26 protein-coding genes and 4 pseudogenes are annotated in these 25,390 nt (G+C 53.2%); 14 read left to right on the top strand and 16 right to left on the bottom strand.

The window, feature by feature from the left end; all coding sequences use genetic code 11:
- From FBY01_RS13675 to FBY01_RS13715, 9 genes are all read right to left on the bottom strand, one after another.
- Window positions 1–1,077 carry an FAD-dependent oxidoreductase gene (locus FBY01_RS13675; protein ID WP_145307927.1) on the bottom strand — a complete coding sequence of 359 codons (1,077 nt, stop codon included), beginning with the start codon at window positions 1,075–1,077 and terminating at the stop codon, window positions 1–3.
- Entirely contained in the window at window positions 1,074–3,263 is a 2,190-nt protein-coding gene (locus FBY01_RS13680) for an FAD-dependent oxidoreductase (protein WP_145307925.1), read from the bottom strand. Before FBY01_RS13680 ends, FBY01_RS13675 begins: the two co-directional genes overlap by 4 nt.
- On the bottom strand, window positions 3,260–4,186 hold the full coding sequence (locus FBY01_RS13685) for a hypothetical protein (protein WP_218571007.1): 927 nt from the start codon (window positions 4,184–4,186) through the stop codon (window positions 3,260–3,262). Before FBY01_RS13685 ends, FBY01_RS13680 begins: the two co-directional genes overlap by 4 nt.
- Window positions 4,187–4,239: 53 nt before the next feature.
- Window positions 4,240–5,625: a sodium:solute symporter gene (locus tag FBY01_RS13690; protein ID WP_145307921.1), complete on the bottom strand. Its 1,386-nt coding sequence runs from the start codon at window positions 5,623–5,625 to the stop codon at window positions 4,240–4,242.
- 11 nt (window positions 5,626–5,636) lie between these two features.
- Complete coding sequence (gene arsS, locus FBY01_RS13695; RefSeq protein WP_145307919.1) at window positions 5,637–6,614, bottom strand: arsenosugar biosynthesis radical SAM (seleno)protein ArsS; 978 nt, start codon at window positions 6,612–6,614, stop codon at window positions 5,637–5,639.
- Between the two features lie 322 nt (window positions 6,615–6,936).
- Window positions 6,937–7,410 carry a DoxX family protein gene (locus FBY01_RS13700; RefSeq protein ID WP_145307917.1) on the bottom strand — a complete coding sequence of 158 codons (474 nt, stop codon included), beginning with the start codon at window positions 7,408–7,410 and terminating at the stop codon, window positions 6,937–6,939.
- 34 nt (window positions 7,411–7,444) lie between these two features.
- Entirely contained in the window at window positions 7,445–8,209 is a 765-nt protein-coding gene (locus FBY01_RS13705; protein WP_145307915.1) for a DNA-binding domain-containing protein, read from the bottom strand.
- Window positions 8,206–9,060 carry a DUF692 domain-containing protein gene (locus tag FBY01_RS13710; RefSeq protein ID WP_145307913.1) on the bottom strand — a complete coding sequence of 285 codons (855 nt, stop codon included), beginning with the start codon at window positions 9,058–9,060 and terminating at the stop codon, window positions 8,206–8,208. Before FBY01_RS13710 ends, FBY01_RS13705 begins: the two co-directional genes overlap by 4 nt.
- Before the next feature lie 26 nt (window positions 9,061–9,086).
- Window positions 9,087–9,359 (bottom strand): DUF2282 domain-containing protein, encoded by a 273-nt coding sequence (locus FBY01_RS13715; RefSeq protein WP_145307911.1) that lies wholly within the window; start codon window positions 9,357–9,359, stop codon window positions 9,087–9,089.
- A 248-nt stretch (window positions 9,360–9,607) separates the two neighbouring features.
- Here FBY01_RS13715 and FBY01_RS13720 point away from each other — a divergent pair, with 248 nt between their 5' ends.
- The 6 genes from FBY01_RS13720 to FBY01_RS13745 all read left to right on the top strand — a co-directional run bounded on the left by FBY01_RS13720 (window position 9,608) and on the right by FBY01_RS13745 (window position 14,393).
- Window positions 9,608–10,180 (top strand): sigma-70 family RNA polymerase sigma factor, encoded by a 573-nt coding sequence (locus FBY01_RS13720; RefSeq protein WP_145307909.1) that lies wholly within the window; start codon window positions 9,608–9,610, stop codon window positions 10,178–10,180.
- Window positions 10,177–10,818, top strand: coding sequence for a DUF1109 domain-containing protein (locus tag FBY01_RS13725; protein WP_145307907.1), 642 nt, complete (start codon window positions 10,177–10,179; stop codon window positions 10,816–10,818). The genes FBY01_RS13720 and FBY01_RS13725 overlap by 4 nt, the downstream gene beginning before the upstream one ends.
- A gap of 98 nt (window positions 10,819–10,916) precedes the next feature.
- Window positions 10,917–11,603, top strand: a complete 687-nt coding sequence (locus FBY01_RS13730) for a DUF2064 domain-containing protein (protein WP_145307905.1) — start codon at window positions 10,917–10,919, stop codon at window positions 11,601–11,603.
- Window positions 11,593–12,294 carry a TIGR04283 family arsenosugar biosynthesis glycosyltransferase gene (locus FBY01_RS13735; RefSeq protein WP_145307903.1) on the top strand — a complete coding sequence of 234 codons (702 nt, stop codon included), beginning with the start codon at window positions 11,593–11,595 and terminating at the stop codon, window positions 12,292–12,294. The genes FBY01_RS13730 and FBY01_RS13735 overlap by 11 nt, the downstream gene beginning before the upstream one ends.
- Before the next feature lie 399 nt (window positions 12,295–12,693).
- Complete coding sequence (locus FBY01_RS13740; RefSeq protein ID WP_145307901.1) at window positions 12,694–13,530, top strand: sensor domain-containing diguanylate cyclase; 837 nt, start codon at window positions 12,694–12,696, stop codon at window positions 13,528–13,530.
- A gap of 266 nt (window positions 13,531–13,796) precedes the next feature.
- Window positions 13,797–14,393, top strand: coding sequence for a lipocalin family protein (locus tag FBY01_RS13745; protein ID WP_256664412.1), 597 nt, complete (start codon window positions 13,797–13,799; stop codon window positions 14,391–14,393).
- A gap of 281 nt (window positions 14,394–14,674) precedes the next feature.
- Here FBY01_RS13745 and FBY01_RS13750 read toward each other — a convergent pair whose 3' ends face one another.
- From FBY01_RS13750 to FBY01_RS13760, 3 genes and pseudogenes are all read right to left on the bottom strand, one after another.
- The gene (locus FBY01_RS13750; RefSeq protein ID WP_145307897.1) at window positions 14,675–15,376 is read right to left on the bottom strand and encodes a haloacid dehalogenase type II; all 702 of its coding nucleotides are present in this window, start codon (window positions 15,374–15,376) and stop codon (window positions 14,675–14,677) included.
- A 161-nt stretch (window positions 15,377–15,537) separates the two neighbouring features.
- Entirely contained in the window at window positions 15,538–15,810 is a 273-nt protein-coding gene (locus FBY01_RS13755) for a carboxymuconolactone decarboxylase family protein (RefSeq protein ID WP_218571008.1), read from the bottom strand.
- Window positions 15,811–15,817: 7 nt separating this feature from the next.
- Window positions 15,818–16,666 (bottom strand): annotated as a pseudogene (locus FBY01_RS13760) (IS110 family transposase); the annotation flags it as partial.
- A 118-nt stretch (window positions 16,667–16,784) separates the two neighbouring features.
- On the opposite strand from FBY01_RS13760, the gene FBY01_RS13765 reads away from it, so the two are divergent.
- Window positions 16,785–17,947 (top strand): IS3 family transposase gene (locus tag FBY01_RS13765; protein ID WP_145307895.1). Its coding sequence is split into 2 segments (ribosomal slippage): window positions 16,785–17,040 and window positions 17,040–17,947, totalling 1,164 coding nucleotides; the frame shifts between segments, so codons are not numbered across the junction.
- 44 nt (window positions 17,948–17,991) lie between these two features.
- Here the strand turns inward: FBY01_RS13765 and FBY01_RS13770 are convergent.
- A complete protein-coding gene (locus FBY01_RS13770) occupies window positions 17,992–18,240 on the bottom strand; it encodes a DUF6555 family protein (RefSeq protein WP_145307893.1) in 249 nt (82 codons plus the stop codon).
- A gap of 230 nt (window positions 18,241–18,470) precedes the next feature.
- On the opposite strand from FBY01_RS13770, the gene FBY01_RS13775 reads away from it, so the two are divergent.
- Complete coding sequence (locus FBY01_RS13775) at window positions 18,471–18,833, top strand: histone-like nucleoid-structuring protein, MvaT/MvaU family (RefSeq protein ID WP_145307891.1); 363 nt, start codon at window positions 18,471–18,473, stop codon at window positions 18,831–18,833.
- A gap of 47 nt (window positions 18,834–18,880) precedes the next feature.
- Here the strand turns inward: FBY01_RS13775 and FBY01_RS13780 are convergent, their stop codons facing one another.
- Window positions 18,881–19,012, bottom strand: a complete 132-nt coding sequence (locus FBY01_RS13780; protein ID WP_145307889.1) for a DUF2256 domain-containing protein — start codon at window positions 19,010–19,012, stop codon at window positions 18,881–18,883.
- Window positions 19,013–19,353: 341 nt separating this feature from the next.
- Between FBY01_RS13780 and FBY01_RS13785 the strand changes: the two are divergent.
- The 3 genes and pseudogenes from FBY01_RS13785 to FBY01_RS13795 all read left to right on the top strand — a co-directional run bounded on the left by FBY01_RS13785 (window position 19,354) and on the right by FBY01_RS13795 (window position 21,915).
- Window positions 19,354–19,638: pseudogene (locus FBY01_RS13785) on the top strand (DUF190 domain-containing protein).
- A 9-nt stretch (window positions 19,639–19,647) separates the two neighbouring features.
- Window positions 19,648–20,178 carry an inorganic diphosphatase gene (ppa, locus tag FBY01_RS13790; RefSeq protein WP_145307887.1) on the top strand — a complete coding sequence of 177 codons (531 nt, stop codon included), beginning with the start codon at window positions 19,648–19,650 and terminating at the stop codon, window positions 20,176–20,178.
- 371 nt (window positions 20,179–20,549) lie between these two features.
- Window positions 20,550–21,915 (top strand): annotated as a pseudogene (locus FBY01_RS13795) (chloride channel protein).
- A 3-nt stretch (window positions 21,916–21,918) separates the two neighbouring features.
- Here FBY01_RS13795 and FBY01_RS13800 read toward each other — a convergent pair.
- Window positions 21,919–23,196, bottom strand: coding sequence for a DUF2254 domain-containing protein (locus FBY01_RS13800; protein ID WP_145307885.1), 1,278 nt, complete (start codon window positions 23,194–23,196; stop codon window positions 21,919–21,921).
- A 300-nt stretch (window positions 23,197–23,496) separates the two neighbouring features.
- Between FBY01_RS13800 and FBY01_RS31845 the strand changes: the two are divergent.
- The 3 genes and pseudogenes from FBY01_RS31845 to FBY01_RS13810 form a co-directional block, all read left to right on the top strand.
- Window positions 23,497–23,694: pseudogene (locus FBY01_RS31845) on the top strand (NrsF family protein); the annotation flags it as partial.
- A gap of 70 nt (window positions 23,695–23,764) precedes the next feature.
- Window positions 23,765–23,977, top strand: coding sequence for an NrsF family protein (locus tag FBY01_RS31850; RefSeq protein WP_256664417.1), 213 nt, complete (start codon window positions 23,765–23,767; stop codon window positions 23,975–23,977).
- Window positions 23,978–24,132: 155 nt separating this feature from the next.
- On the top strand, window positions 24,133–24,693 hold the full coding sequence (locus tag FBY01_RS13810) for a lipocalin family protein (RefSeq protein WP_145307883.1): 561 nt from the start codon (window positions 24,133–24,135) through the stop codon (window positions 24,691–24,693).
- Between the two features lie 469 nt (window positions 24,694–25,162).
- Here FBY01_RS13810 and FBY01_RS13815 read toward each other — a convergent pair.
- Window positions 25,163–25,390 (bottom strand): universal stress protein (locus FBY01_RS13815; RefSeq protein ID WP_145307881.1); only part of this gene is annotated, 228 nt, incomplete at its 5' end.

Raw genomic sequence — 25,390 nt, forward strand, 5'->3', positions numbered from 1 at the left:
TCATATGGTCGTTAGTTTGTTTATGAAGTTTTGATCAAGTCGATTTTTCCACCATCCAAATAAACGGCCCTCCGCAGTTATCCCCGCCCAGCTCATCAAGGCACCGCCCTTACCGTCTGCCAAAAGTGCCAATGCGTGGCGTTGAGGCACAAAATTGATCAGTTGTTGGCCTTCTAAAGCTGCAGCCAGATTTTTAGCGAGCAAAGGCCCCTGGCGCACCGCATAAACACCGTTACGCGGGCAATCAGGCAGGCTTGCACAATCACCCACCGCAAGAATTTGCTTGTGAGATACGCTCTGAAAAGTTGGAGTAATAGCGACAAACCCGCGTTTATCTTGAGCAAGCACTCCCTCTTTTAACCAAGGCAGAGGCGCTGCTCCGGTAGCCAAAATGAGTCGTTTACCGCGCCAAACGATCTGCGATCCGCACAACAATGCATCGCCATCCACCTTCTCGACTGCGGAGCCCTCAATAAGCTTTACATTACTCCTCACAAGGCACCGTATTGCCCGAGCCCTCAGCCCTGGCGGATGCCCAGCAAGGATCTCTCCAGAGCTGATAAGTGTTAACTCTGAGACTTGAGGTGCAAGGGCAAGAGCGAGCTCAACCCCTGCGGCACCGCCACCCAGAATTGCCAAGGGCGTAGGTGATTTCTGCCAGGTACTCCAGGCGCAGACTAGCCCCTCGAAAGGCTTCACTGGAACCAGTTCCAACTCGCGAAAATCTCCCGGCAGTGCCTCTGGTTTTGAGCCGACGTTTAGAGACAACCAGGTAGCCGAGTAAATACGCCCATCGGCAAGCCTCAACGAGTTCGAGTTTGGGTCGATGCCAACAATTCTCCCCTGAATCAGGTCAACCCCCGCGCTAGCACAGAGCGCAGGTAGAGGTACTCGACACTGCTCTGGCCGATACCTTCCAGCCAGTAAGCCCGGAAGCATCCCTGAGTACCAAGCCGATGTTCCATCGCTCACGAGCGCGATACGTCCGTGAGGCCGAGGTACAGTGAGCCACTCGCGCAGTACCCCCAAATGGGCATGGCCAGCTCCTGCAAGCAGGAGGTCAAATTCCGCGTTCAAGACGGTTTCTCGTCCGTCTTGAATCCAGATTCAATACGATGGGTGCCGCCCAGGCGCCATCGATGAAATTTTGAAAGCCAGCGCAGTGCGCCGATGGGGGCATGAGCACGCTTCCATTCTCCGGCAGCGTATTTGTTCGCTTCGGCCAACGTAGGATAGATATGGATCGTGCCGAGTATTTTGTTCATGCCGTAGCCGTGTTTCATGGCAGCCACGTATTCGGTGATTAGATCACCTGCATGCTGACCTACGATTGTTGCGCCAAGGATCCGATCCTTGCCAGGCTCAGTCAGCACTTTGACGTAACCGTAGGCTGCGCCATCGGCGATAGCCCTATCTAGATCATCAATGCCAAAGCGGGTGACTTCGTAGGCAATGTCTTGGGATTTGGCTTCTTGCTCATTCAAGCCGACACGTGCCACCTCTGGATCAGTGAACGTCGCCCAAGGAATCACCCGGTAGTCGACTTTGAATTGCTTAAAGCCCCCAAACAGTCCATTCACTGCGGCATACCAGGCTTGATGCGCGGACGTGTGGGTGAATTGATACGGCCCCGTGACATCCCCTACAGCAAAAATATTGGGGAAGCGTGTTGCCAAGTATTCATTGGTATTCAGAGTGCCATTGCCTCGCACCTCCAGACCAAGTTTTTCAGCGCCGAAACCTTTTACATTAGCGACCCGGCCTAAGGCCAAAAGAACTTGATCGAAAGGTATTTTTACTTCGCTATTGTCCGCGAGGTTTAAGCAAATCAGCTGCTGATTGCCTTCAATAACCTCAAAGCGGATCGCTTTATGCTGCAACCTGAGATCGACACCATCCGCCCTGAGGCTTGTCATAACGAGGTCACTTGCATCTACATCTTCACGGATCAATAGTCGCTCAACCATCTCGACCTGGGTCACAGCACTTCCCAAGCGCTGGAATGCTTGTGCCAACTCACAACCGATTGGCCCACCTCCCAAAACGAGCAATCGCTTTGGTTGTTCGCGCAATGCCCATATGTTGTCCGAGGTAAGAGGAGTGATGAGCTCAATACCTTCAATTTTGGGTATCAATGGACGGGCGCCAGTGGCGACAATGATGGATCGAGTGCTGAGGGTTTTACCATTGACCTCAACCGTCCAGGGAGAGGTGATCCTCGCGTCTCCCTCAATGACTTCTACGCCTAGCTTTGTGTAACGGTCGATGGAGTCATGTGGCTCGATTGTCGACACCACGTGCTGAATACGTTGCATGACTGCCGCGAAATCAACCTCGCCGGCCACGGACTTAAAGCCCAGGTTCTCGGCTTTTTTAAAGTCGTGGGCAAATTTGGCAGACCGAATGAGTGCTTTAGAAGGAACGCACCCCGTATTAAGGCAGTCGCCGCCCATCTTGTGCTTTTCGATCAACGTGACATTTGCTTTCACAGCCGCTGCTATGTACGCCGATACCAGGCCACCGGAGCCAGCGCCAATAACCACCAAATTGCGATCAAATCGCTTGGGCTTCTTCCAGCCTGAATACACTTTTCGAGTCTTGAACCATTCCAGAGTTTTGCGAGACAACATCGGTAGCAAACCAAGCAACAGGAATGCACCGATGAGACTGGGTGATAGGATTCCACCTAACGAATTGAGTTGACCAAGCTCGCGACCAGCATTCACGTAAACCAGCGTGCCGGGCAGCATACCCAGCTGACTGACCCACCAGAATGTGCGCACAGGCAACTTGGTCAATCCCATCGCCAGGTTGATCAATACGAAGGGAAATACGGGTACCAGACGCAAGGCGAATAAGTAGGATGCCCCCTCACGCTCAACCCCTTGGTTTATTCCCGTCAGGCGTTTACTGAACTTGGCTTGCACCCAGTCGCGCAGCATGAAACGACTGATCAGCATCGCCAATGTGGCCCCAAGCGTAGATGCAAAGGACACCAGGAGCGTACCGCCGAATAAGCCAAATAATGCACCGCCAAGCAGAGTCATGAGGGCGGCGCCGGGTAGTGACAGTGCAGTCACCAGTACGTACAGAAAGAAATACGCGCCGCCAATGAGCCAGGGGTTGGCAGACACCTGTTCACTAAACGCTTCCTGCTGGGTTTTGAGGTTTGTCAGGTTGAGATATTGGCCCAGATCGAAGATAAAAAAAGAAGCGATCAGCGCAGCTATCACCGTCAAAAGTATGAGCTTACGAAGGTTCATGAGAGTGGATCCTTTAGCGTAGAAACTGAACACTCCTGAAAGCCGCCCAGCAAGGCTGATGATGGAAGATCGTCAGTTCCATTGAGTAAACGATCACGATAAGAAAGTGCTGCTGGGCTCTGTGAGGGCCATTGTCGGTCGAAGTCCTGTAGGAACGCCGCATGGTCGTATTCAAGCGAGATTGCTTCGACGTAGAGTCCGAGCAACTGAGCGCGATAAAGCGCCTGAGGATGGGGGGTGGAAGCTATCCGCGTGACAAGCCCTTTACGTTCTGCGCTGAAGTTTGGAATGCCGGCAGCACCATTATTGATTACCGCCCCAGAACCCCAGCTCAAGGCTGCGGGGGAGCAAGTGTGGCTGGTGGCGAATACGTCGATTTTTCGTTCAGCCATCCAATCCGCCACTTCCTTTTGGCGATCAACAGATCTCAATGCCTGACGTGAACACTGCCAGCCGGCAAGTGAACACTCATCACCATGACTGATGGCGACTGTACGTCCAGCAATTTCGACCAGCGCATGGGCAGGACGCAACGCAACTGAAGCCCTCAACGAGGGAAGAGTAGCGAAGGTTTCACACAGCCGTTCATGGATAGAGTTAGACCAAGCGACCGTGAGTTCTGTTACCTCCTCAGGATAGGCGCACCCGCATCCCGTTCCGCTGTCTTCCACGCGGACTAACTCAGTCTCGACGTTACCGCGAAGAAGAACGTGAGGGGCAGCGTGATCCTCAATGCCCCGGAAGATTTCTGGATCACGATCAAACCAGTGCAAGTCGCCGTTGAATACAGCACGAGCTTCTGGCTCATCTGCTAGCAACATTTCCAGCGCATCTAACGCATAAGTGTTTCCGTAAAGGCCGCCTACGACGTAGAGCGTTTTGCAGCCAAATTGTGCAGGGCCGTCGAATGCCGTGGGCGGCAACCTGTAGTCCAGAGGGCAATCGCGCCCAGGTCGCATGAGCATCCTACCCCGGCTCATATTGCGACCCGCTTAGATAGGTAACCTGGGATCAAATAGCCCAATATGCATAGCGCCAATCCGTAAAGGTTGGTGCCCAGCAGCAGGGCATATTTGCCATCACCAATAGCCCAACTTTGAGGTATCCAGCCCAACGTAAGGGCTATGCCCAGGGCAATGCCGCACCAGAAACTCAGGTGGAACCCTAATCGAGTCGGAGTCACCATTCCATGTAAAACGAACACCGGAGCGAGACCGATGACCATTGTGCCGCTCAGGGTTGTTGCTTTAAGGATGTCGGTTCCAGTGAGCATAGGAATGTTGCCCAAGACTGCGAATATAACCATCACAGACATGCCAACTCCGATTGCCTTCTTGCCTAGATCGTGACCAGCCAGCAGCGGCAACTCTCGACCCACTAACTTGGCCAGGCTCGAAAAAGTGGAGTCGAGAGTGGAGCCTGCTGCTGAGACCATTACTACGGTCATGACCAACAGTGCGACCACCCCCATGGATTTCGCCAGCGCTGCTGGAACGTTATCAGAAACATCTATCCCTACTAGGGTGGCGTGTACACCAATCAAACTGAACGCAAGAATGGCAACAAAACCCAGCAGTCCGGCAACGAAGAAAGACCTACGCATCGTTCGCTCTTCGCTGATGAAGCCACGATCCGTCAGGACAGGGTCGTGAAACGGGTAGCTGAAAATCTGGAGCCCCGCGACCAGTAATAAATCAACGCCCGAACCCATTGCCCAATGGCTGGTGCTCATCAGCTCCCTGGTGCTGTGCTGCGGTAAAACCAAGCCAAGTACCCAGACAAGGGCAATCAAGAAAATTCCAGCTTGGGCCGCATCTGTCATGATTGAACTGCGAAGTCCACCACGCAGGCTGTAAGCCAGTGTCACCACGGTGAACAACGAGGCGGCTCCGATAAACTCAATGCTACCGGCAGCACCATAATAGCCACCGACCACAGCGGTATTGCTCCAGACCTCGTTAAAGAGCCTGATAAGAATGGCTGCGCTGAAAGCCAGTGCCGCAGAGCGACCGTAATGGGTGATCAGAAAGCTGACCAGTCCTGTAGCTCCGAAACGTCGGCGCAGTCTGAATATGACGAAACCCGCCAGCGGGATCGAAAGCCAATACGTGGCATAGGCCAGACCACCAATCAATCCATAGCTTGCTCCCAAGTTGGCAGCGTTCGTCACCGATTTAGCGAAAATCCAACTGATGAAAATACTCGATGTCAGTAGCCAGGGAGCCGCGCTACGACCTTGAGAATCTTCGCCATGGAAAAAGCCACCCAGAGTTACAGCACGAGGTGACAACGCATACATGACGAGACCGTAAATCAGTAAAAATCCCCAAAAAAACACACCTAGCAGACTATTCGGCTCCATTGATGTTCTCCTTAACCTTTCAATGCGCCAGCGCAACTCGAACCCTGACCAGCGGTGCAAGCAAAGCAATGGTCGCGTGTAGTGATCGGGTTATTTTCCAGACTTGAGGAGTTGAGCAAGTCACGCAGATGAGGCCGATCACGACCAATCAGACCGGGCATGAACATCGGTAGGTCTAGCATTTGGTTGAAGTCACAGTCGTAGAGGTAACCCTGCCAGTCGACGCTGATCAAGTTCCGGCACATGACTGCTTCGAGATTCTCAGATCGATAGCTATCTCTGAGCAGCTGCATGTAATTACCAAACTGCCCCTTGCTAACCAGGGTGCTTCCAAATCGGGCAATCGGAAGGTTGGTAATAGTCAGGAGATGGTTGAACTGAATGCCGAAATCCTCCGCCAAGTGAGCTTTGTAATCGATCTCGAGCTGAGCCTGCGGCGGGGGCAAGCTTGCGCCTTGAGGGTTGTAAACAAGATTTAGGATTAAGCCGCTGTCAGAAATACCGTATCCGAGATTGTTGAGCTTCTTGAGGCCTTCAATGCTTGCGTCGAATACCCCATCACCTCGTTGCTTGTCGACATTCTCACGGGAATAGCAAGGCAGAGATGCAGTCACCTCTACTCCTTGCTCAGCCAGAAACTCCGCTAAGCCTTCATAACCTGGTTCACTGAGAATTGTTAAGTTGCAGCGGTCAATGACACGCAACCCTTCTCGCCGAGCATGGACAACGATCTCTCTGAAACGGGGATGCATTTCAGGAGCGCCCCCTGTCAGGTCGAGGGTCTTCACTGGATGGGCATCAATAACTTGATGCAACAGCGCCAGACTTTCATCCGTCATGGATTCCTTGCGAGTGGGGCCTGCATTGACATGGCAGTGCAGGCAACGCTGGTTGCAAAGGTAGGTGAGGTTGATCTGCAAGGCTTCCAAATGACCACGGTGCAGAGGTGGAAAGCTCAGGGCATTCAGAAGCGGTAACATTGCGTGCATGGTGATACCTACTCTCGAAGACTGATGTTCTGAGGCCATAGCCTCTCGGTGTTACAGATGGATCTCTCGTAACCGGCTAGTGATCGCGCTGAGGCTTTCTCGCACGCGTCATCGAACGAGAACTGCTTCTCAACCCTCCCGAAATATCCATTCACTAGCACAAAAAATTCACCCACTGGTTACTGGACTTTTCAGTCCGTAATCAAGGAAAGATTGAGTGTTTAGGCCTCGACACCTGCAACCCGTCATCTGTCCAAAATGCCTGATTAGGCCCGATTACGTAATCCGTTCATCAGGCAGTGAGTGAGCAGCAGCCAAAGCATCACTTAATTCCTAGCGGGCGATCCAGCGACATTGCGCCTCCACCACGGGCGACGATCAACAGTAGAAGGCCCGCCCAGGAAAGATGAGTTGGCCAAGCATCAGGGTAGACAAACACTTGGATCACAAACGTCATACCCAGTAACGCCAATGCGGATAGTCGTGAGAACAGGCCTAGCACAAGAAGTAGTGGAAACAAATGCTCACTGTAGGCAGCGAGATGCGCGGCCAGCTCTGGCGTGATAAATGGCAGCGAGTATTCTGTGCGGAACAGCTCATACGTACTGGGTGTGATCGTCAAAAATTCACTGACTTTAGTGCGTCCTGACATCAAAAAAATGGCCGCAATGGATAGACGAGCAACCAGCACCAATAGTGAGTCACCAATCATTAAGCCAATTCGGTCTGCAATGCGGTTCCACATGCCTCGCAAAGATTTGTCGGCTGTGGACGAAGTATTTCGTATCGCGTCCATGATGTGCTCCGTTGGTTAAGTTGGTGTTAAGTCTTTAGGAAGAGCGATGGATGCTTACAGAGGCGAACGCGTCGGCCCTGAATAAGCGGGCAATGAGGTCTGCCAAATCCAAGTCAGGCTGAACCTCAAGGGCTTTTTCTGCGGCCAGTTCAAGCGGCAGGTGTGCTGCGCAGGCATCTAAAAACGTGCAATCCGCAGCACTGGCAGCCTCCCAACAAACCTTGGCTTGCTTGCGCGTCAGAAGCGCTCCTTCGCCTTGCCAGTTGAGTTCGTCGGGCATGTCCCGCTCTTCGCGATTGAAGCGCCAGATGGTGTAGACGGGGTTGTCTGGAAACCACGCCCAACGGGAAGCGGCATTCGGTGTGAGTCGGCTGCGGGCCAAGTCCTTTTGGGACAGGTTCGCAAATACGCTCGGATCAATGTCGGGCTCATCTTTAGCGCAATGGACTTGTGTCCAAAGCAGATCCAGGCGGGCGACGTCGCCCAGATAAGGCATTTCTCGCGCATGTTCAAAAGCGTCGAGAAAATCCGGGAAATCAGCGCCGTAGTGCAGCAGCCGGGAATCCGTCGGTGGCGACTGCCGGGCATAGATCGCTGCAGCGGCCTTAAGCCACTCTGTACCGACCAAGCGCTCTATGGTGGGAAAGTTCGCTAGTAATGCGTCCGTCGATCCTTTCAATACAGTATTGCGGTACACCAAAAAACCGGGCTGTTCGATTAGAGCAGTCATTCCAGTCGAATTTCGCTCATATAACGCATCGACGAATGCATCCTGAAAGCTTGCGAGTGAGGTGTTCATATCGTCACTTCCGATGGTTGCCTCTTCCCGATGTTCAACAGCGCCTGTGCTCTGTTTCGTTCATTCAGCAAGGCGTCGAACCCTGGGATATTGTCGTCGCGCTCGATCAAGGTTGGGCGCATGCCGATCCGTTCTATAACGCGTTGATAGAGCAACCAGACGTCTTCAGCGATTGAGGCATCGTGAGTATCTATCAGCAACCGCGTATCTCCCGGATCCACCGCGTGGCCTGCCAAATGGATCTCCACGATTGCCTTGGCCGGGAAGGCATCCAGATACGTTCCCGCATCAAAACCCAGGTTATGTGCGCTGATGTGTACGTTATTGACATCCAGCAGCAACCCGCAGCCTGTTCTCACACTCAGTTCGGTCAAAAACTCGATTTCGCTGAATTCATGACCATCCAAGCCTAGGTAATGGGTGGGGTTTTCAATGGCAATAGGACGTCCTAAAGCGTCTTGTGTACGCTGTATGTTGTTTGCGATGCGTTGCAATGCCTCGACCGTGCGAGGGAATGGCAAAAGGTCAGGATGATACTGACCACGCCATGCTGACCAAGCTAGATGCTCGGAAATCAAAGCAGGCTGAACGTGATGTGCCAGCGCTTTCAGGCACTTCAAATGGTTTTCGTCCGGTGGACAATCGGCAGCAAGTGAAAGTGACACGCCGTGCAGCGAAAGCGGATGTTGATCCCCAATCGCCTCCAGCCATGCGAGACGGGGGCCACCATCCACCATGTAGTTTTCCGGATGAACTTCGAACCACAGACCCTCTGCCGTGCAGTCCAGCGCATCTGAGTAATGATTCGGTTTCAGGCCGAGCCCGGCCCCCATCTGGCGTTCAGTTCTCATGGTTGGTGCGCCCCGTGGTATTGCGATTACATAGGTGCGAGAGTGCCAGTGCCTTTTGGTGTTTTGATGGAGGTACAAGTACCCGCAGGAACGTTTTTCCAGGCATTAGCCTGATAGTCCACTTTGGCGGTGCCCGCACAGGTGGTACCTGCGCCGGCTTTGCAATCGTTCTTGCCAGCTAGGGAAACGCCGTAACACTTTTCCATGGCGCCTGCGGCAGCAGGAGCCTCTGCGGCCATAGCACCTGCAGCGAAAGTAGATAAGGCAACAGCGAAGGCGGCAAGCTTGAGATTGTTCATGGTTGTGTCTCCAGATGATGAGGATTGGTCATCGCATCAGCGCTTGAGTACCGTGCTTGCGATCCAATAGGTAGTTCGATGATTTCTCACTGCCGGTTACAGCGACCGCAAAATATTTTTCAAACCTGCAAAACTGATTCGCTTGTTACCTTATGCCGGTAACCGCATGTAAGATCCGCTGCCCGTCACCAACGCTGGCTTCATGCAGGAGCGAGATATTTTTACTTTTCGTGTAACCAGAGCGAACGATGGAACGAACTACACATAACGACGTGTTGCGCAGTCGAGAGCTCCACCTTCAGGCTCTGTTTATCGCAGGTCTGGACGGAGATGAGCGGTCTTATCGAACGTTTTTATCGGAGTTAAGTGGTCATCTTCGTGGTTTTTTACGTTCGAGGCTTCAGCAGAGATCTGGTGAAATCGAGGATTTGCTGCAAGAGGTTCTCTTGGCTGTTCATAATGCGCGCCAGACTTATCGAGCAGACCAACCGCTGACGGCGTGGGTTTTCGCCATTGCGCGTTACAAGCTCATCGACTTTTTCCGTGGGAGGTCACGTCATGACGTGTTCAACGATTCCCTCGACGATGCGGCAGAGCTATTTGCCGAACCACATCTTGAACCTGCGCAGGCCAGTCGCGACCTAGGTAGGTTGCTTGAGCAGCTACCTGAGCGGCAGCGTCTACCTATCGTGCACGTGAAAATAGAAGGTCTGTCAGTTACTGAAACCGCTCAAATGACGGGGTTATCTGAGTCTGCGGTGAAGATAGGGATACACCGAGGGCTTAAAGCGCTGGCGTTAAGAGTTAGAGGTGCACGATGAACACTGATGATTTTATTTCCATGCTCGCGTCGGGTGTGGCCCCGGTTGACCGCAGGACGCTCGCTAAGCGATTCAGCGGCGCGGTTCTGGCAGGCCTCTTGGGCGCAACTTTGCTGGTAATAGTAATAATGGGCGTTCGGCCAGACTTGGGCCAGGTCATGGCTACACCGATTTTTTGGGCTAAGATCGCCTTTCCGCTCTGTCTTATGATCGGTGCGCTGAGCATGGTAATGAGGCTGGCTAGACCTGGAATAGCCTCGGGCCCCGGCAAAATTCTGATTGTCGCCGCAGTCGCTACGGTGTGGGTTGGCGCTATCTACGTACTCATGGTGGCCGCACCTGATGATCGCCTTGCGATCATTCTCGGCGATACCTGGCAGGTCTGCGCACTCAACATAACTTTGCTGTCGATTCCGGGGTTTATCGCTGTGTTTTGGGCGCTACGCGGTCTCGCACCAACCAACCTGACGCTCTCAGGAGCCTGCGGCGGACTGCTAGCAGGCTCAATGGCAACGATTGCTTACTCCCTTCGCTGCCCCGAGATGCAGATACCATTTTGGGGAGTGTGGTACTTGTTGGGCATGCTGGTGCCGACGGTACTAGGCGCACTACTTGGTCGACGCTGGCTGCGCTGGTAGCAGATCGTGGGCATCACCCGTGCTGGTGGTCAGAGGAATCTAGCAACACCATCACTTCAGGCGATGCGTGATACCGGACGCATATTGGGATCAAGCAGATGAGCTCGCTGAACAATCATGATCCATGCCTGGTACTGCTTTGTAAGCGACCTGCTTTGGGCCACTCAAAACAGCGGCTGGCAGAGGGTGTTGGTAAGGAACGCGCCCTGGGTATCGCTCAGTTGCTTCTCGATTGCGCTATAGAAGACCTTTTAGTTTTTCCGGGCCCACGAGCTTTGGCTCCTGATCAAGCACAACACCAGAAATGGGGGCAGGATCTGTGCGAGAGTGCACTCTGCATTCCACAGAGTGAGGGAAACCTCGGTGAGCGCTTGAATGCATTGGATATGCAACTCCGGAACCTGGGTCACCAGTACCTGATTTACATTGGAAGCGACTGCCCATTGTTAGGCCCTGACGACTATCAACGTGTGAACGAGCAACTTCAGCACTCAGATACAGTGCTCATGATGGCGCAAGATGGTGGCGTTGTTCTTATGGCCTCTCGTAAGCCTTGGCCGACCTTGAGCGCTTTGCCTTGGAGCACTCAGCATCTCGGTCAAGCGCTAGTCGAATGTTGTCGGAGTTCGGGCCACTCGGTTTCGCTGGCTGGTGAGTTATTCGACATCGACCTCCAAGAAGACCTAAAGCCCTTGCTAGAGGCATTGGCTCACGATGCACGACCTGCGAGATTAAAACTGAAAAACGCGTTGGCGGATCTACTGGAAGTATCAGATGCAAAATAAAGGGTCTGTCAGCGTTATCGTGCCTTGCTGGAATGACGAAGCAGCGCTGGAAAAGCTGCTCAGTCATTTAAATGTAATGGCAATAAATGAGCGTGAGTCGCTACAACTGATCGTGGTTGATGCGGCCCAAAGCGCGAATTGCCTAGAAATTTGTCAGCGCCATGGTTCACTTTGGGTACCTGCATCACCCTGCCGAGGTGAGCAGCTTCGCTTGGGGGCAAGCCACGCAGTTCATTCGATTATCTGGTTTTTGCATGCTGACGCTCATCTGACGTGTAATTGCTTGCCTGCTATCCGTGATGCAATCAACTCTGGTGCGTCGGGAGGGTATTTCGCATTCAGATTCTCCAATGCCAATTGCTGGCAAAGCAGGTTGTTAGAAAAACTGATCAATGTGCGTACCCGTTTTGGGATTCCTTACGGCGACCAAGGATTATTTTTCCAGCGCGATATATATCTTTCGTCCGGACAACATGACGCGTCACCGCTGTTTGAGGAGGTCGAACTTGTGAAGCGCGTCCGCGACCAAGGCCGATTCGTAGAGTTGGCTCAAGGTGTGGGGGTCGATGCCAGGCGCTGGCAGCGCGATGGCTGGTGGCGTCGTTCGTTGCGTAATCGTTTGCTCGCGATAGCTTATTACGTGGGTGTCCCAGCTTCCCGATTAGCAGCCATTTATAGTCCGAGAAAATAATCACTTTTGCCGGCTTAACCAACCCACGCATGCCCGAAAACTCACTGATCATAGAGGGAGTATTGCTAACTCCCGTCCAAATCCTGATGCAGGTGTGTAAGCGTCAGTCCAACACACCTTGCGCAATTAGACGGATGTCCTATGCGCGGCAGTTCGGCAATTTCGCTTTCCCGCCGCGTCGGCAGGCGCGTAAGACGCCCTTCAAGTAAGCATAGGGATCATGTCCGTTGATGGAGTGAACCCAATAGGGTCGAGCGGCTTCTACACGCGGGCGCAGATAGGCCTCGAAAGCGAACTGTTACCTGACTTTGCGCATGTCTTCTGGAAGTCTGCAGGATTCCTCGCCGCCACCCTTCCCTCGGGCTATGATCAAAATATATGAACCGGACTCCCTGACCTATGCCCGTAGACCTGCAAGAGCACTACCCCAAACTGATCCATCTGATGTTGGACACGGTCTTCGTGGTTGATAGGGACAACCAGATTGTATTTGTAAGTGATGCCTGTGAGGCACTGCTCGGTTACCGTGCCGACGAGCTGACCGGCAACGCGATCACCGACTATATGCATCCTGACGACCTGGCGGTCACACGAGCCTCCATTGTCCGGGTCATGGATGGTCAGCCCCACTTCGATTTCCGCAACCGATATCTGCGCAAGGACGGAGGTATCGTGCACATCCTCTGGGCGGCCTTCTGGTCAGAGGAAGTGGGTGCGCGGATCGGTGTCGCGCGTGATGTTACGGCCCTCAGCCAGGCCGAGGAAGCATTACGTTTCCTCGCCCATCATGATCCGCTGACAGAACTGACCAACCGGTCGCTTTTCAATGCACGAGTGGACTCGGCGCTGCGAGCGGCATACCGTAACAAGAGCACTCTGGCTTTACTTTTTCTGGATATCAATGACTTCAAGGGTATCAATGATTCCCATGGACATGCCGTGGGTGATCGTGTGCTCTGTATGATTGCACGACGGCTGGAAGGCTGCGTATGTGAGACGGATGCGGTGGCCCGTATGGGCGGTGATGAATTCACTGTTTTGTTGACGGACATCCAGTCGGAGAACGCCGTTTCCAGGAAGGTGGAGCAGATTTTCACGGTCATGGCCGAGCCGCTGGGCTCTGAATTTGGAGGGGTAAAAATACCGTCTTGCAGTATTGGCGTGGCCATTTATCCCGCTGACGGGGAGGATGCAGATGCTCTACTCCGCCATGCGGATGACGATATGTACGCATGAAAAGACGCCGTTCTGCGGCTGGGTAACGAGCGCGTGGGTTCCTTCGGCAAAGCACGGCAGGTTTGAATCTATTCAAAAAGTCCGCTATTGGTAGGTTCCTTGCCGATCTTGAGTACGACGCGTGCGGGTCAAATCCGATGCAATCGGTGGTCAGAACGAATGCAAATGACTGGTCAGATCGAATGCGAACGGGTGGTCAAGTGGAGTGCAATTTCGCAGTTTAGGGCCAACCTACGTATACCCGATTTTTCCTATGGCATAGGGGTATGCATCGTCGACTGTCAGTCTTGAGCGATAGTGCTATGCGCAGATTACTTCCCTACCTTTTTACCGGCCTGCTTTGGGCCGGATTGAGTTTTACCGCTTCCGCTGTTCAGGCAGACAGTTCCAGTCTGCCGTTGCAGCCTGTCGCCAGCATCGATCTGCCTCGGTTCATGGGTACCTGGTACGAAATCGCCCGCAGTCCCAACCGGTTTCAGAAAAGGTGCGCCGGTTTCACCCGCACCGATTTCCATCTACAGGCCGACGGTACGGTGCAAGCGGTCAACCGGTGTCGATTGCATGATGGCCAATTGCATCTTGCTCTCGCCACTGGTCGGCAAGTTGGCGCTCCGGACTCTCCCAGGCTCAAGGTGCGCTTCGCTCCAGCGTGGATGTCGTTCCTCCCCTCAGTGTGGGGGGACTACTGGATTATTGATCTTGACGCACAATACCAATTGGTCGCCGTCAGCGAGCCGACTCGCAAATACTTGTGGATTTTGTCGCGAACAACTCGGGTAGAGCCGCAGGCTTACGCGGCACTACTGGAACGACTGAAAGACAAAGGCTTCGCGGTGGAACGGCTGCTGATGACACAGCAATAGCGTCGGATGGGGATTGCTGACCAAATGGGCCGTGTAATCGTACGGTAAGTCTATCAACGACGGTTTTCGAGCTTTTTTCAACAATGGCGATGTTTGCGACGCTGCTGGCTATTCGGGATTAGTCTAAACGTCACTGGAAAGTAGTTCCTGCCTACAGTCCTACACCGCGATCAAATGACTTATGTCATGGCGAACATATAGGTCATTGGCCGACTCGGGCAATCAAGCACACCCATTGCCATCGGCAATAGGCCACTAAGAGGGTCAGGTTAGGCCTTTGGCTAAGTCTGTCCGCCCCAGCGTTGAATGATCTGCTCGCTCAGCCCTCCTAACTCTGCGGCCATTATGTCTGGCACTGGCACCTCGTCTATCGGTAGCGGTGCATTGTACGGCCGGGTCAGCAGTGCGCCAAGGCACCCCGCAGCTTGCGCACCCGCCGTATCCCAAAGATGACAAGCGACCAGAAGCAAGTCCGCCATCTCGACATTCATCTCCCTCGAAACCATCTGATAGGTTTCCGGGGCAGGCTTAAATTTTTTCACTACCTCAACACTGAAACTGCGCTCAAAGAATTTCGCTAACCCGGCGCGCTCAAGAGCCGAAGGGGATGCACCGCTGGGCGAGTTACTTAGCGTCATCAACCGAAAGCCGGCATCACGTAAGCAGTTGAGTGCCGGCAGCACATCAGGGTGTGCTGGCATAGTACTCATCCGTGCCTGCAATTCATCAATATCACTAGCGTCGAGCGCGACATGATGGATAGACGCGACCATGTGCAGCGTGCCCGCGGCCAGTTTGCCAAATGGGCTGTAACGCCCACATAAGGTCATAGTTTGCGAGTAGAGGATCAGATTGGCGAACCACTCGCGCAAAATGGCTCGGTCACCGAAGACACGCTCAAACAGCGGCTCAAGGGTGGTGATATCGAGTAATGTCTCATTCACATCGAAAACGATGATCGGCGCTGATTTTCGCAATGCCATGAATATTCTCTGCTAAGTAGTGCACGCTACTGTAAGCACGCGGTTTTCGCTTGAGGCCCCTGACACGCTAGATCGCGGAAAAGTTACCTCGATCGAACCTGCGGGGCACGCTCATAAATCTAAATCGTGCCCGGGAGGGGAAGGGGCGGTATCGATGATCGTTATCGGGATGATTTCTTAGTCCAGGAGAAACGCTTAAAGGCTTCGTCGACAGGCGTCTGGGCAATGTGGTTGGTGTAGTTGCTCATAACTTTTTGACTGAGGCCTAATATGATTTCCAACACATTTTGTTGAGTATAGCCGGCTGCATAAAAGTCCTGCATTTGCGTGGACTCAAGCTCGCCACGTTGGCGCACCATCGCCAGAGTAAAGTCGCGCAACGCCTCAAGCGTTGAAGTTGGTAGGGGGGTCTCATCACGCAACGCGTTATTCACCTCATCAGAAAACCCTGGCGCACTGTACCAACAGGCATTTGAGGCTCTTGTCTCCTCGCTTGCTGATCCCCTTCAAGTTAGACCTGCCACCCGTGCTGTACAGTCTGGGAACGAGCCCTATGGATGCGGCGAAGTCACGACTTCATCCGAATTGCATGCCGTCTCCCATTTCGACAGCCAGCAGGCTGGCGGTGATCGGGCCGACGCCGGGCATACTCAGCAAACGACTGCCCAGATCATCGTCAGCCAGTTGGCCAGCCATCTCTTTATCCAGCAGCGTGATTTGCTCATCCAGATAGCCGAAGTGTGCGTGCAACCGCTGTAACAATGTGCTGAGCCGTATCGGCAACTCATGCTCGGCCAGAACGCTAGGCAGACGTTTTATGACCGTCCGCCCCAGAGGCAGGCTGATGCCGAACTCCAGCAGGAAGCCATGGAGTTGATTGATTGTTTTGGTGCGGTCACGCACCAGCGACTCACGCATGCGATAAAGTACTGAGAGCGTTTGCTGGGCCTCGGTTTTAGGCGAGACAAATCGCATCGAAGGGCGTGAGGCGGCTTCGCAGATCGCCTCGGCGTCAACGAAATCATTTTTGTTACTTTTAACAAAGGGCCGAACAAACTGCGGGGATATCAGTTTGGTTACATGTCCCATGGTAGCCAGTTCGCGGGCAACGAAATGGGAACCAGCGCAGGCTTCCATCACGACATTACAAGTGGGGCAGTTGCCGAAAAAACGCATCATCTGCACGCGCGAGAGCTTCTTGCGAAACATCTCTCGACCCGATACGTCCTGGCCGTGCAAGTGGAAAGTGTGTTTGCCGAGATCGATACCGACCAGTGCCAATTCGCTCATGATGATGGCCTCCAAAATAAAATACCCTGCGAAAGCGTAGCCCTCGCAGGGTTTGGGGGTGACCATCTCTTACCGGACACCCATTTAGGCGAGAATGCTCGCCAGATAGAGGTGTCTGATGACCAAACAACGTCGTTCTTTTTCCGCTGAATTCAAACGCGAGGCCGCAGGCCTCGTGCTCGATCAAGGCTATAGCCATATCGAAGCCAGCCGCTCGCTTGGGGTGGTCGAGTCCGCGTTGCGTCGCTGGGTTAATCAACTCCAGCAGGAGCGCAGCGGCGTTACTCCGCAGAGTAAGACGCTGACGCCTGAGCAGCAGAAAATCCAGGAATTGGAAGCTCGAATCGCTCGACTTGAGCGGGAGAAATCCATTTTAAAAAAGGCTACCGCGCTCTTGATGTCGGAAGAGCACGAGCGCACGCGCTGATTGATCAACTGAGCCCTCAAGAGCCGGTTGATTGGCTTTGCGCAGTCTTTGACGTCACTCGTTCGTGTTACTACGCCGACCGCCTCAGGCGCCGAACTCCAGACGTTGAGCGGCTTCGGTTGCGCAGCCGGGTTAATGAACTGTTTACGCAAAGTCGAAGCGCTGCCGGTAGCCGCAGTATCGTGTCAATGATGCAGGAAGACGGCGAGCTGATCGGGCGGTTCAAGGTGCGAGGCCTGATGCGGGAACTGGAGTTGGTCAGCAAACAACCTGGATCGCATGCCTACAAACAAGCGACGGTTGAGCGGCCTGACATTCCGAACATCTTGAATCGAGAGTTTGATGTGCCGGCGCCGAATCAGGTCTGGTGTGGCGACATCACCTACATCTGGGCTCAAGGGAAGTGGCATTACCTAGCTGTCGTTATGGATCTTTACGCGCGCCGAGTGGTGGGCTGGGCGCTGTCGAACAAGCCGGATGCGGATCTGGTCATCAAGGCGTTGGACATGGCTTACGAACAGCGTGGCAGGCCTCAAGGGCTTTTGTTTCACTCGGATCAGGGCTCGCAATATGGTAGCCGCCAGTTCCGTCAACGGCTCTGGCGTTACCGCATGCGCCAAAGCATGAGCCGTCGTGGAAACTGCTGGGATAACGCGCCGATGGAGCGTGTGTTTCGCAGCTTGAAAACTGAATGGATACCGACCGTAGGCTACATGACAGCTCAAGAGGCGCACCGCGACATCAGTTATTACCTGATGCATAGGTACAAATGGATTAGACCGCACCAATTCAACAACGGACTGGCCCCAGCTCAGGCCGAGAAAAAACTTAACGTCGTGTCCGGGAATAGTTGACCACTACACACAGTCACCCGCTATTTGCGCCGTCTGGGCTATGTTCAGGCCTCTGTCCAATCAAGAACAGCCGTTTCGCGCCATTTCACTTCTGTCACTCCGTATCGCTCGGCTTGAGGTTTCGAAACGACCTTCAACGGAGGTCTACCGGGTTTAGGAATGGGCGCTAGGCCGGCGTCGCAGCTTGCCCAATGCCAGGCATCCACATTGCGCATTGTTTTGGCGCGAATTACGAATGACTTTGGCTTCCCGTGCAGCTTGTACTCGATGACAAAAATATCTGTTTGGCTCATGAGTTCCTCCTTACGCTCATAGGCAAAAGAGTGGTGCTCTCAGAAAAAATTCCAATGTTTTTCACTTTTCCTTTGAGCACGTTTTTTAGCCTGCCTTTCTGCATTCGAAATCTTCTCGTTTTTTTGATAGTACACCGAGCCTCGGCTTGCATAGAAATGGCTCCCTGACTCTAAATTCAAATTGTGGTTTTTTGTGTATTGTAAGGCGACTAACTACCTAGAGAACGACCATGTCCAAGCTCGCAGAATTTCGCCAACTGGAAAAACACTTAGCCGAACAGCTCCAAGCGCTAGAAGCGCTCAAGGGTGATGCTGGTCTGAAGCAAGAAATCGAATTCGAAACAAAGCTCCGTGCGTTGCTCGCGAAGTACGGCTTCAGCTTGAAAGACATCATCAATCTTCTGGATCCGCAAGCCCGACGCGCTCCTGTCGCCGCGCCAAAAGCGGGCACCCGCAAAGCTCGCCAAGTGAAGGTTTACAAAAATCCTGAATCCGGGGAAGTTGTGGAAACCAAGGGCGGCAACCACAAAACGCTGAAAGAATGGAAAGCCAAATATGGCTCGGACAAAGTAGAGTCCTGGCTGACCAAGTGATCTTGGTTTGAGTACAAAAGGGCCTGGAATGGCCCTTTTTCTTTAGTTCAGCTTTTACTACGCCGGCAGCGTTCCGACCAGTAGCGAACTTTCTCCGAGCAGTGTGCCCACTTTTTCCTCAATGAGAAGGGAAGGCCGCAAGTCACGTAAGTTTTGACTGGAAGTTCACTCTCCTTCAAAACAACTCCCCTGCATCAAGTCTGGCGAGCAGCTTCTGACCACGTCCCAGAGCGCTTGTCGTTCGGGTTCAGTCATCTTGTCGAGGTTTTGTAGGCAATACTCATGTTCTGATTACCACACTGAAGGACTGCCGTGACGCATTCGGAGGTGACAGTAGAGCGCGTGATTGGTGTTTCCGCTCACCTTGTAGGCGCAGTCACGGCGATAGTCACACATCTGCTTGATACCGGTCGCTCGCACAGCAACGCTATTTCCACTCTGGGGCCACGTTGAGGAGACGAACATGAGAGGTTATCTAGCGATTTTCTTCGCCTAGCAGAACCGTTGTTGTCAGGGAAAGATGCTGCGCGAATGGATCGTCGACGTTGCTAAAGAGATGGGGGGGCGCGGCGCGAGCCTCTGCACAGCAATTGAAGGATTTGGGCACACAGGTAAATTGCACTCATCGCATTTTTTTGAGCTGGCAGATCAACCTACGGAGATTCGCATGGCTATCACCGAGGACGAATCCGAAATGTTGTTCAAGAGGTTGGAGGTTTAGGAGATTTCCGTATTCTACGTAAAAACCCCAATTGAAATGGGCACCGTCGGCAGAAAGGCCTCCAAGCCATTCCTAAACCTTTGAGGTACGAACGTGAGCTATACGGATGTTCCACCGAGTATCGCGATCCCCAATGACTTTTTTACGGTTATCGAAACTCCTGCTAACCATTCTCCGGTTACACACGAGGTGGATAAAACAAGTGGACAGACCTTCGTTGACCGCTTCCTCAGTACATCGACGCTTTATCCCGCCTACTATGGATTTATTCCAAATACGCTGAGTGATGATGGCGATCCTCGGGGCGTACTGTTGATTTGCCCGTACCCGGTATCGGCTGGCGTTGTAGTTCGCAGCCGCCCGGTTGGTGTGATGTACATGACAAGCGAAGTAGGTGCTGGGGTCAAAGTAATTGCGGTGCCTCATGACAATCTCAGCTCTAAGTACAGCGACGTGAAGGAGTGGGAAGACCTTCCCGTACTTTTGCTCGCACAGATCCAGCATTTCTTCGAAAACAGCAAGGCTCTGGAGCCGGGCAAGTGGGTGAAGATGGGCCGTTGGGGGAGCGCTGATGAGGCTCGGGAGGAAATTTGCAAGTCGGTGGCTGCGTATGCCCCGAAATAAGTTTTTTGCGCTGGACTGAGGAGCGTCTGTCGAATGCTTGATACGAGGGGCGCGTGAATAGTGCGCAGCCTCTCAGTCGCTCGAAGAGTCAAGCGTCGAGGGAAGAGAGCGCATGCAATAGCGGATGGCTTATGCCTTCATAACAATGTTTTTTGCGGGATTTACATTTGTAATCACCAAGATGATCCTCACACGGTGTCTACTTAAAGATGTTGCAGACGCAGCTGGATAAAAAACTCCTGGGTAGCACTCGCTTAACGGCGAAGCGATAGGAGAGCGTTCTGCGCCAGCTTGCGCAAAGCTGTTTGGAGCAAGCTTCTTATTTGTTTAGTCTTACGGTCAATATGGCGACTTCAACGGGAGCCCCTCGTGTGATCAAACCGATAAAGCTTTTTCGTCGAGGCTTCGCCTCAATGCGCTGGCGCACTCGCGTAACTCTATGGATTGCAGCGACCATTGCTGGCCTACTGGTAGTGGCTTTTGCAAGGTTGGCCGACATAGCTTTGGAGCAGTTCGCGCAACAGACCGCTGAGCGAGCGTGACTTCCTCTTATTTACACCCCACTGATCGGCATGTTCGTAGTTTGGCTGACAACGCGTTTTTTCGTGGGCGCACAAGGCAGCGGAATTCCGCAGGTAATCGCGGCAACACTCCTTGCGCGTCAAGGCAAGCCCATTAACAGACTGGTTTCACTGCGCATTGCTTTCGCCAAGATAAGCCTTGGAACGTTGGCGCTAACGGGCGGCTTTTCAGCGGGGCGGGAAGGCCCCTCAGTCCAGGTTGCGGCATCCATCATGCACTTCTTTCACCGTTTCCTGCCCAATGCGCGAATTGTGCGCAGCGAGGATCTCATTCTGGCGGGAGGTGCAGCAGGTATTGCGGCTGCATTTAATACGCCATTGGCCGGGATCGCCTTTGCGGTAGAAGAGTTGGGACGCAAGCTGGAGACCCGCACGAGTGGCGTTCTTCTCAGCACCATCATCCTGTCTGGTATGGTCGCTATTGCCTTGCAGGGCAACTACAACTATTTCGGTCATTTCGGTCATTTCGGTCATTTCGGTCATTTCGGTCATTTCGGTCATTTCGGCATTCAGGACATCAACCTCGACATAGTCGTCCCGGCATTAGTGATAGCGATTGGATGTGGGCTATTGGGTGGTTTGTTTAGCCGAATGTTGTTATGGCCACAGCGGCACCCACAGTTCATCATCTGGCAATGGCGGCGCCGGCACCCAGTATGGTTTGCCGGTATCTGCGGATTGATCGTCGCAATATTGGGCTGGCTGAGTGGCGGAATGTCGTTCGGTAGCGGATACGGCATTACCTCTCAGGTCATCGCATCCGATGTTGTCCTGCCATGGCACGCACCCATTACGCGTTTCTTAGCGACCGTAGTGACCTACTTTTCTGGTATTCCAGGAGGTATTTTCGCCCCTTCGCTCGCCGTAGGGGCAGCAGTCGGCGCCAATACCGCAGAGCTATTCCATCTAGCCGCGCAGCCCACTATTGCCCTCTGCATGGTTGGTTTTCTGGCCGCTGTTACTCAGTCTCCGATCACCTCCGCAATCATTGTGATGGAGATGATTGATAGTCACAGTATGGTTATTAGTCTCATGGCGGTAGCCTTGATCTCCAAGGCTGTTAGTTCAAATGGGGCCTGAGTTGTATCAGCAATTGGCGCGGGGCTTCCTACAGAACGTAGAACCCGACACCACGCCAAAGAATCCAGCTCGATAGGTTTTACCGGGGCATCGTCCTAGCCAGTGAGCTAAGTTGATCCTTCTCATGCTGCATCACTAACGTTGTATCTGCTCGTGTGACCAGAAGCTCTGCGTGTCTGTCGCAGGCATGCTTAAAGATCGCAGGGTTAATCCTAGCGAGGCTGATGAGGGCCTTTAGCAGGCGAAGGTTAACTTCAAGCAAACCTGCACCGTCCCTGCTTATCGGGGCAAAAAAATCGTCAAACAGATCTTCAACAGTCAATCCTCGAAGAAAGACCTGTTTACAGCCTTGATCTGTCTGCGAGCTAGAGACGTGAGGTTTGCTCCAACAAGTCAAAGTTCTCACTCCTCGGCCAATGACATCAATGGCCGTCCCAGGGTCGTTGACCGCAGGAGACAAGGCGCGAGAAGCGATTTCCGAGAGCACGCAGAGCCCGAAGCGAGGATCATTTTCAAAGGTTCGCCGGATGCCGATGGTCAGCGCCGCTAGAATCTCCTCTCTAGCGATATTGGTATCACCGGTCATCGTGTTGCCCAAGCTCACAATGTGTAGGAGTGGCATTCCCTCGTGCACAAATGTCCCCGGAAGTACGTCCAGATAAATCTGGGTCTGATTGTCCTGTGCGATGGTTCCAAGAGCGTTCACATCGATATGTTGCACATAGCCAGTTAGATCACTTGTGACTGTAATTGCGCCAGGGGGAAGTACCAGATCAGGCGGGTAAGCTGAACCGCCTAGGTAGGGCCATTGGACTCGTTGGCTGATTGCCTTTATCGCAGCTGCCTCGACGCGGTCGATGGTTTCTCCAACCCTTCCGAGCTTGGACAGGTGATCGATCCAGCGCAGTAGGGTGTAAACGATCAGGATGACCACAACTATCGTCACTGCGAACAGCAATACTCGACCTTGGGTGCCGTAGGCGCCCGTGCTCAGCGCGATAATCCCCACCAGGCTAAAGAGGAATGAGCCGATGAAAGTGGCGAGGGCATTCTGGGTCGTGGTGTCCTCCATCACGAGCGTGGTGGCACGAGGCGTCACCCCGCTGCTCGCGGCACCATACGCCGTGACCATCGTACTTAACGAGAAGGTTGTAACGGCCAGCATGCTGGAAGCAATGATCCCCAGAATTTTGTCCACCGCATCCGCACCGATGCGCGCTGGCAATGACTCCGGAATGAAGTCTTTGAATACAACAGCGAGCAGAGCCGTAGCCACGCCTAGAAGGGAGAATAGGGAGGCTCTGAACCACAGCCGTTTGGTGAGTTGATTCGTTACCCAGCGCCAACGGGCGATCATGTGCAATACCTTTAGTGACTGCATCTAATAGAGTAGCGGGCGGGGTAGAAGTTTTATTCGGCAATTTGGAATGGTAGGTTGCACCCTATCTGCCAGCAACTATCTACACTGAGGGCTCAAAGCACTGGCGTTAAGAGTTAGGTGTGCATGATGAATACTGATGTTTTTTATTTCCCTGCTCGCGTCGGGTGTGGCCCCAGTTGTCCGCAGGACACTCGCTAAGTGAATCAGCTGCGCGATGCTGTCCGGCCACTTTACTGGTAATAGCATAATAGGAATCGGCCACACCTTGGCCTGGTCATGGCTACACCGATTTTTTGGGCAAAGATCGCCTTTCCGCTCTGTCTGATGATCGGTGCACTGAGCATGGTAATGAGGCTGGCTAGACTTGGAATTGCCTCGGGCCCCGGAAAAATGCTGATTGTTGCCGCAGTCGCTTCGGTGTGGGTCGGATCTATCTATGTACTCTTGGTAGCCCCACCTGACGACCGCGTAGCGATCATTCTCGGCCAAACCTGGAAGGTATGCGTGCTCAACATTAGCTTGCTGTCGATTCCTGGGTTTATCGGTGTGTTTTTGGGCGCTACGCGGTCTTGCACCCACCAATCTGACGCTCTCAGGAGCCTGCGGTGGACTACTAGCAGGCTCAATGGCAACGATTGCTTACTTGCTTGGCTGCCCCGAGATGCAGATACCATTTTGGGGAGTGTGGTACTTGTTGGGCATGCTGGTGCCGACGTTACTAGGCGCATTACTCGGTCGAAGCTGGCTGCGCTGGTAAGTCTGTGCTTCACATGGCCGAACCCGATGCCGGTTTTTCTCTGATTGAGCTGGCTATAGCCTATCGTTGAGCTGAGAGGCCAATCTCCGTGCACCCGATTTCTCCGATAGCATTGGGGAATGCATCGTCGACCGCCAACCGTGAGCGTTAGTGCTATGCGCAGAGTAGTTCTCTACCTTTTTACTAGCCTGCTTTGGTCTGGATTGAGTTTTGCTATTCCCGGCGGTCAGGCAGACAGTTCCAGTCTGCCGTTGCAGCCTGTCGCCAGCATCGATCTGCCTCGGCTCATGGGTACCTGGTACGAGATCGCCCGCACTCCCAACCGGATTCAGAAAAAGTGCGCCGGTTTCACCCGAACCGATTTCCATCTACAGGTCGACGGTACGGTGCAAGCGGTCAACCGTTGTCGATTACGCGATGGCCAATTGCATCTTTCTCTCGCCACTGGTCGGCAAGTGGGTGCTCCGGACTCTCCCAGGCTCAAGGTGCGTTTCGCACCAGCGTGGATGTCGTTTCTCCCAGCAGTATGGGCGGACTACTGGATTATTGATATTGACGAACAATACCAATTGGTCGCCGTCAGCGAGCCCACTCGCAGATACTTATGGATTCTGTCGCGAACGACCCGGGTAAAACCGCAGGCCTACGCGGCACTGCTGGAACGACTGAAAGACAAAGGCTTCATGGTGGAACAGCTGCTGATGACACAGCAATAGGCTCGTTAACTTTAAACGAGTCTCTAAGGTATTTTCATTAAGGGGGGCATGAGTAAGCCAAGACGCATTAAGCATTTCCAGGCATGATGACTTTGATTGATTGAGCGCGAAATCACTAACGTGAGTGGTGGGCAAAGCCGCGAAGGTTGGAGTACCGACCACGAGGGCCGACCACCCTTTCGGGTGCCGACGCGACCCCGCCCATAGCGCAGACAACGCGATAACATGGTCACAAGGCCCTAAGCAATAATTGGACTCACTGAGGGTCTTTTTACTGGGTAGCAATCCTAGGCTAATCGATATCAAACCATTGTCGAGAAGTCATTTGATTCAAAAAATATCAACCCCCCACTCGTGATAGGGCTTCATGGTCGGCTACTGAAGGGCAAGGTTAAATCAGAATCTTTTCAAAACACCTGCCTTTGACAATCCAGTTATGGGGCCGCGCTATCAAGCAATTCACGATCTCTTATTTGACTAAGGTGATTGGTAAATCAGAGAGCTGAATCACCTTTGCCGCGACAGAGCCCAGAAAAATCCCCGCCAGAAAACCATTGCCATGCGAACCTAGGATGATGCTGTCACATCCTAGGGAATGTGAGCACGCCACAATTTGGCTGGCTGCATCGCCTTGTAAGGTATGGAGCGCGAATGCAATCCCTTCATGCTTCAGAAGCACCTCAGCTTTTTGTGAATC

Origin of the sequence: Pseudomonas sp. SJZ077, assembly GCF_007993905.1 — a bacterium.
GTDB lineage: Bacteria > Pseudomonadota > Gammaproteobacteria > Pseudomonadales > Pseudomonadaceae > Aquipseudomonas > Aquipseudomonas mandelii.

Excerpts from the sequence above, each read along its gene's own strand:
- FBY01_RS13775 (WP_145307891.1), top strand. The coding sequence starts at position 18,471 with ATGTCCAAGCTCGCAGAATTTCGCCAACTGGAAAAACACTTAGCCGAA.
- FBY01_RS13720 (WP_145307909.1), top strand. The coding sequence starts at position 9,608 with ATGGAACGAACTACACATAACGACGTGTTGCGCAGTCGAGAGCTCCAC.
- FBY01_RS13725 (WP_145307907.1), top strand. The coding sequence starts at position 10,177 with ATGAACACTGATGATTTTATTTCCATGCTCGCGTCGGGTGTGGCCCCG.
- FBY01_RS13740 (WP_145307901.1), top strand. The coding sequence starts at position 12,694 with ATGCCCGTAGACCTGCAAGAGCACTACCCCAAACTGATCCATCTGATG.
- FBY01_RS13710 (WP_145307913.1), bottom strand. The coding sequence starts at position 9,060 with ATGAGAACTGAACGCCAGATGGGGGCCGGGCTCGGCCTGAAACCGAAT.
- FBY01_RS13745 (WP_256664412.1), top strand. The coding sequence starts at position 13,797 with ATGCATCGTCGACTGTCAGTCTTGAGCGATAGTGCTATGCGCAGATTA.
- arsS (WP_145307919.1), bottom strand. The coding sequence starts at position 6,614 with ATGCACGCAATGTTACCGCTTCTGAATGCCCTGAGCTTTCCACCTCTG.
- FBY01_RS13730 (WP_145307905.1), top strand. The coding sequence starts at position 10,917 with ATGAGCTCGCTGAACAATCATGATCCATGCCTGGTACTGCTTTGTAAG.
- FBY01_RS13770 (WP_145307893.1), bottom strand. The coding sequence starts at position 18,240 with ATGAGCCAAACAGATATTTTTGTCATCGAGTACAAGCTGCACGGGAAG.
- FBY01_RS13690 (WP_145307921.1), bottom strand. The coding sequence starts at position 5,625 with ATGGAGCCGAATAGTCTGCTAGGTGTGTTTTTTTGGGGATTTTTACTG.
- FBY01_RS13715 (WP_145307911.1), bottom strand. The coding sequence starts at position 9,359 with ATGAACAATCTCAAGCTTGCCGCCTTCGCTGTTGCCTTATCTACTTTC.
- FBY01_RS13680 (WP_145307925.1), bottom strand. The coding sequence starts at position 3,263 with ATGAACCTTCGTAAGCTCATACTTTTGACGGTGATAGCTGCGCTGATC.
- FBY01_RS13810 (WP_145307883.1), top strand. The coding sequence starts at position 24,133 with ATGCGCAGAGTAGTTCTCTACCTTTTTACTAGCCTGCTTTGGTCTGGA.
- FBY01_RS13800 (WP_145307885.1), bottom strand. The coding sequence starts at position 23,196 with ATGATCGCCCGTTGGCGCTGGGTAACGAATCAACTCACCAAACGGCTG.
- FBY01_RS13705 (WP_145307915.1), bottom strand. The coding sequence starts at position 8,209 with ATGAACACCTCACTCGCAAGCTTTCAGGATGCATTCGTCGATGCGTTA.
- FBY01_RS13750 (WP_145307897.1), bottom strand. The coding sequence starts at position 15,376 with ATGGCATTGCGAAAATCAGCGCCGATCATCGTTTTCGATGTGAATGAG.
- FBY01_RS13735 (WP_145307903.1), top strand. The coding sequence starts at position 11,593 with ATGCAAAATAAAGGGTCTGTCAGCGTTATCGTGCCTTGCTGGAATGAC.
- FBY01_RS13700 (WP_145307917.1), bottom strand. The coding sequence starts at position 7,410 with ATGGACGCGATACGAAATACTTCGTCCACAGCCGACAAATCTTTGCGA.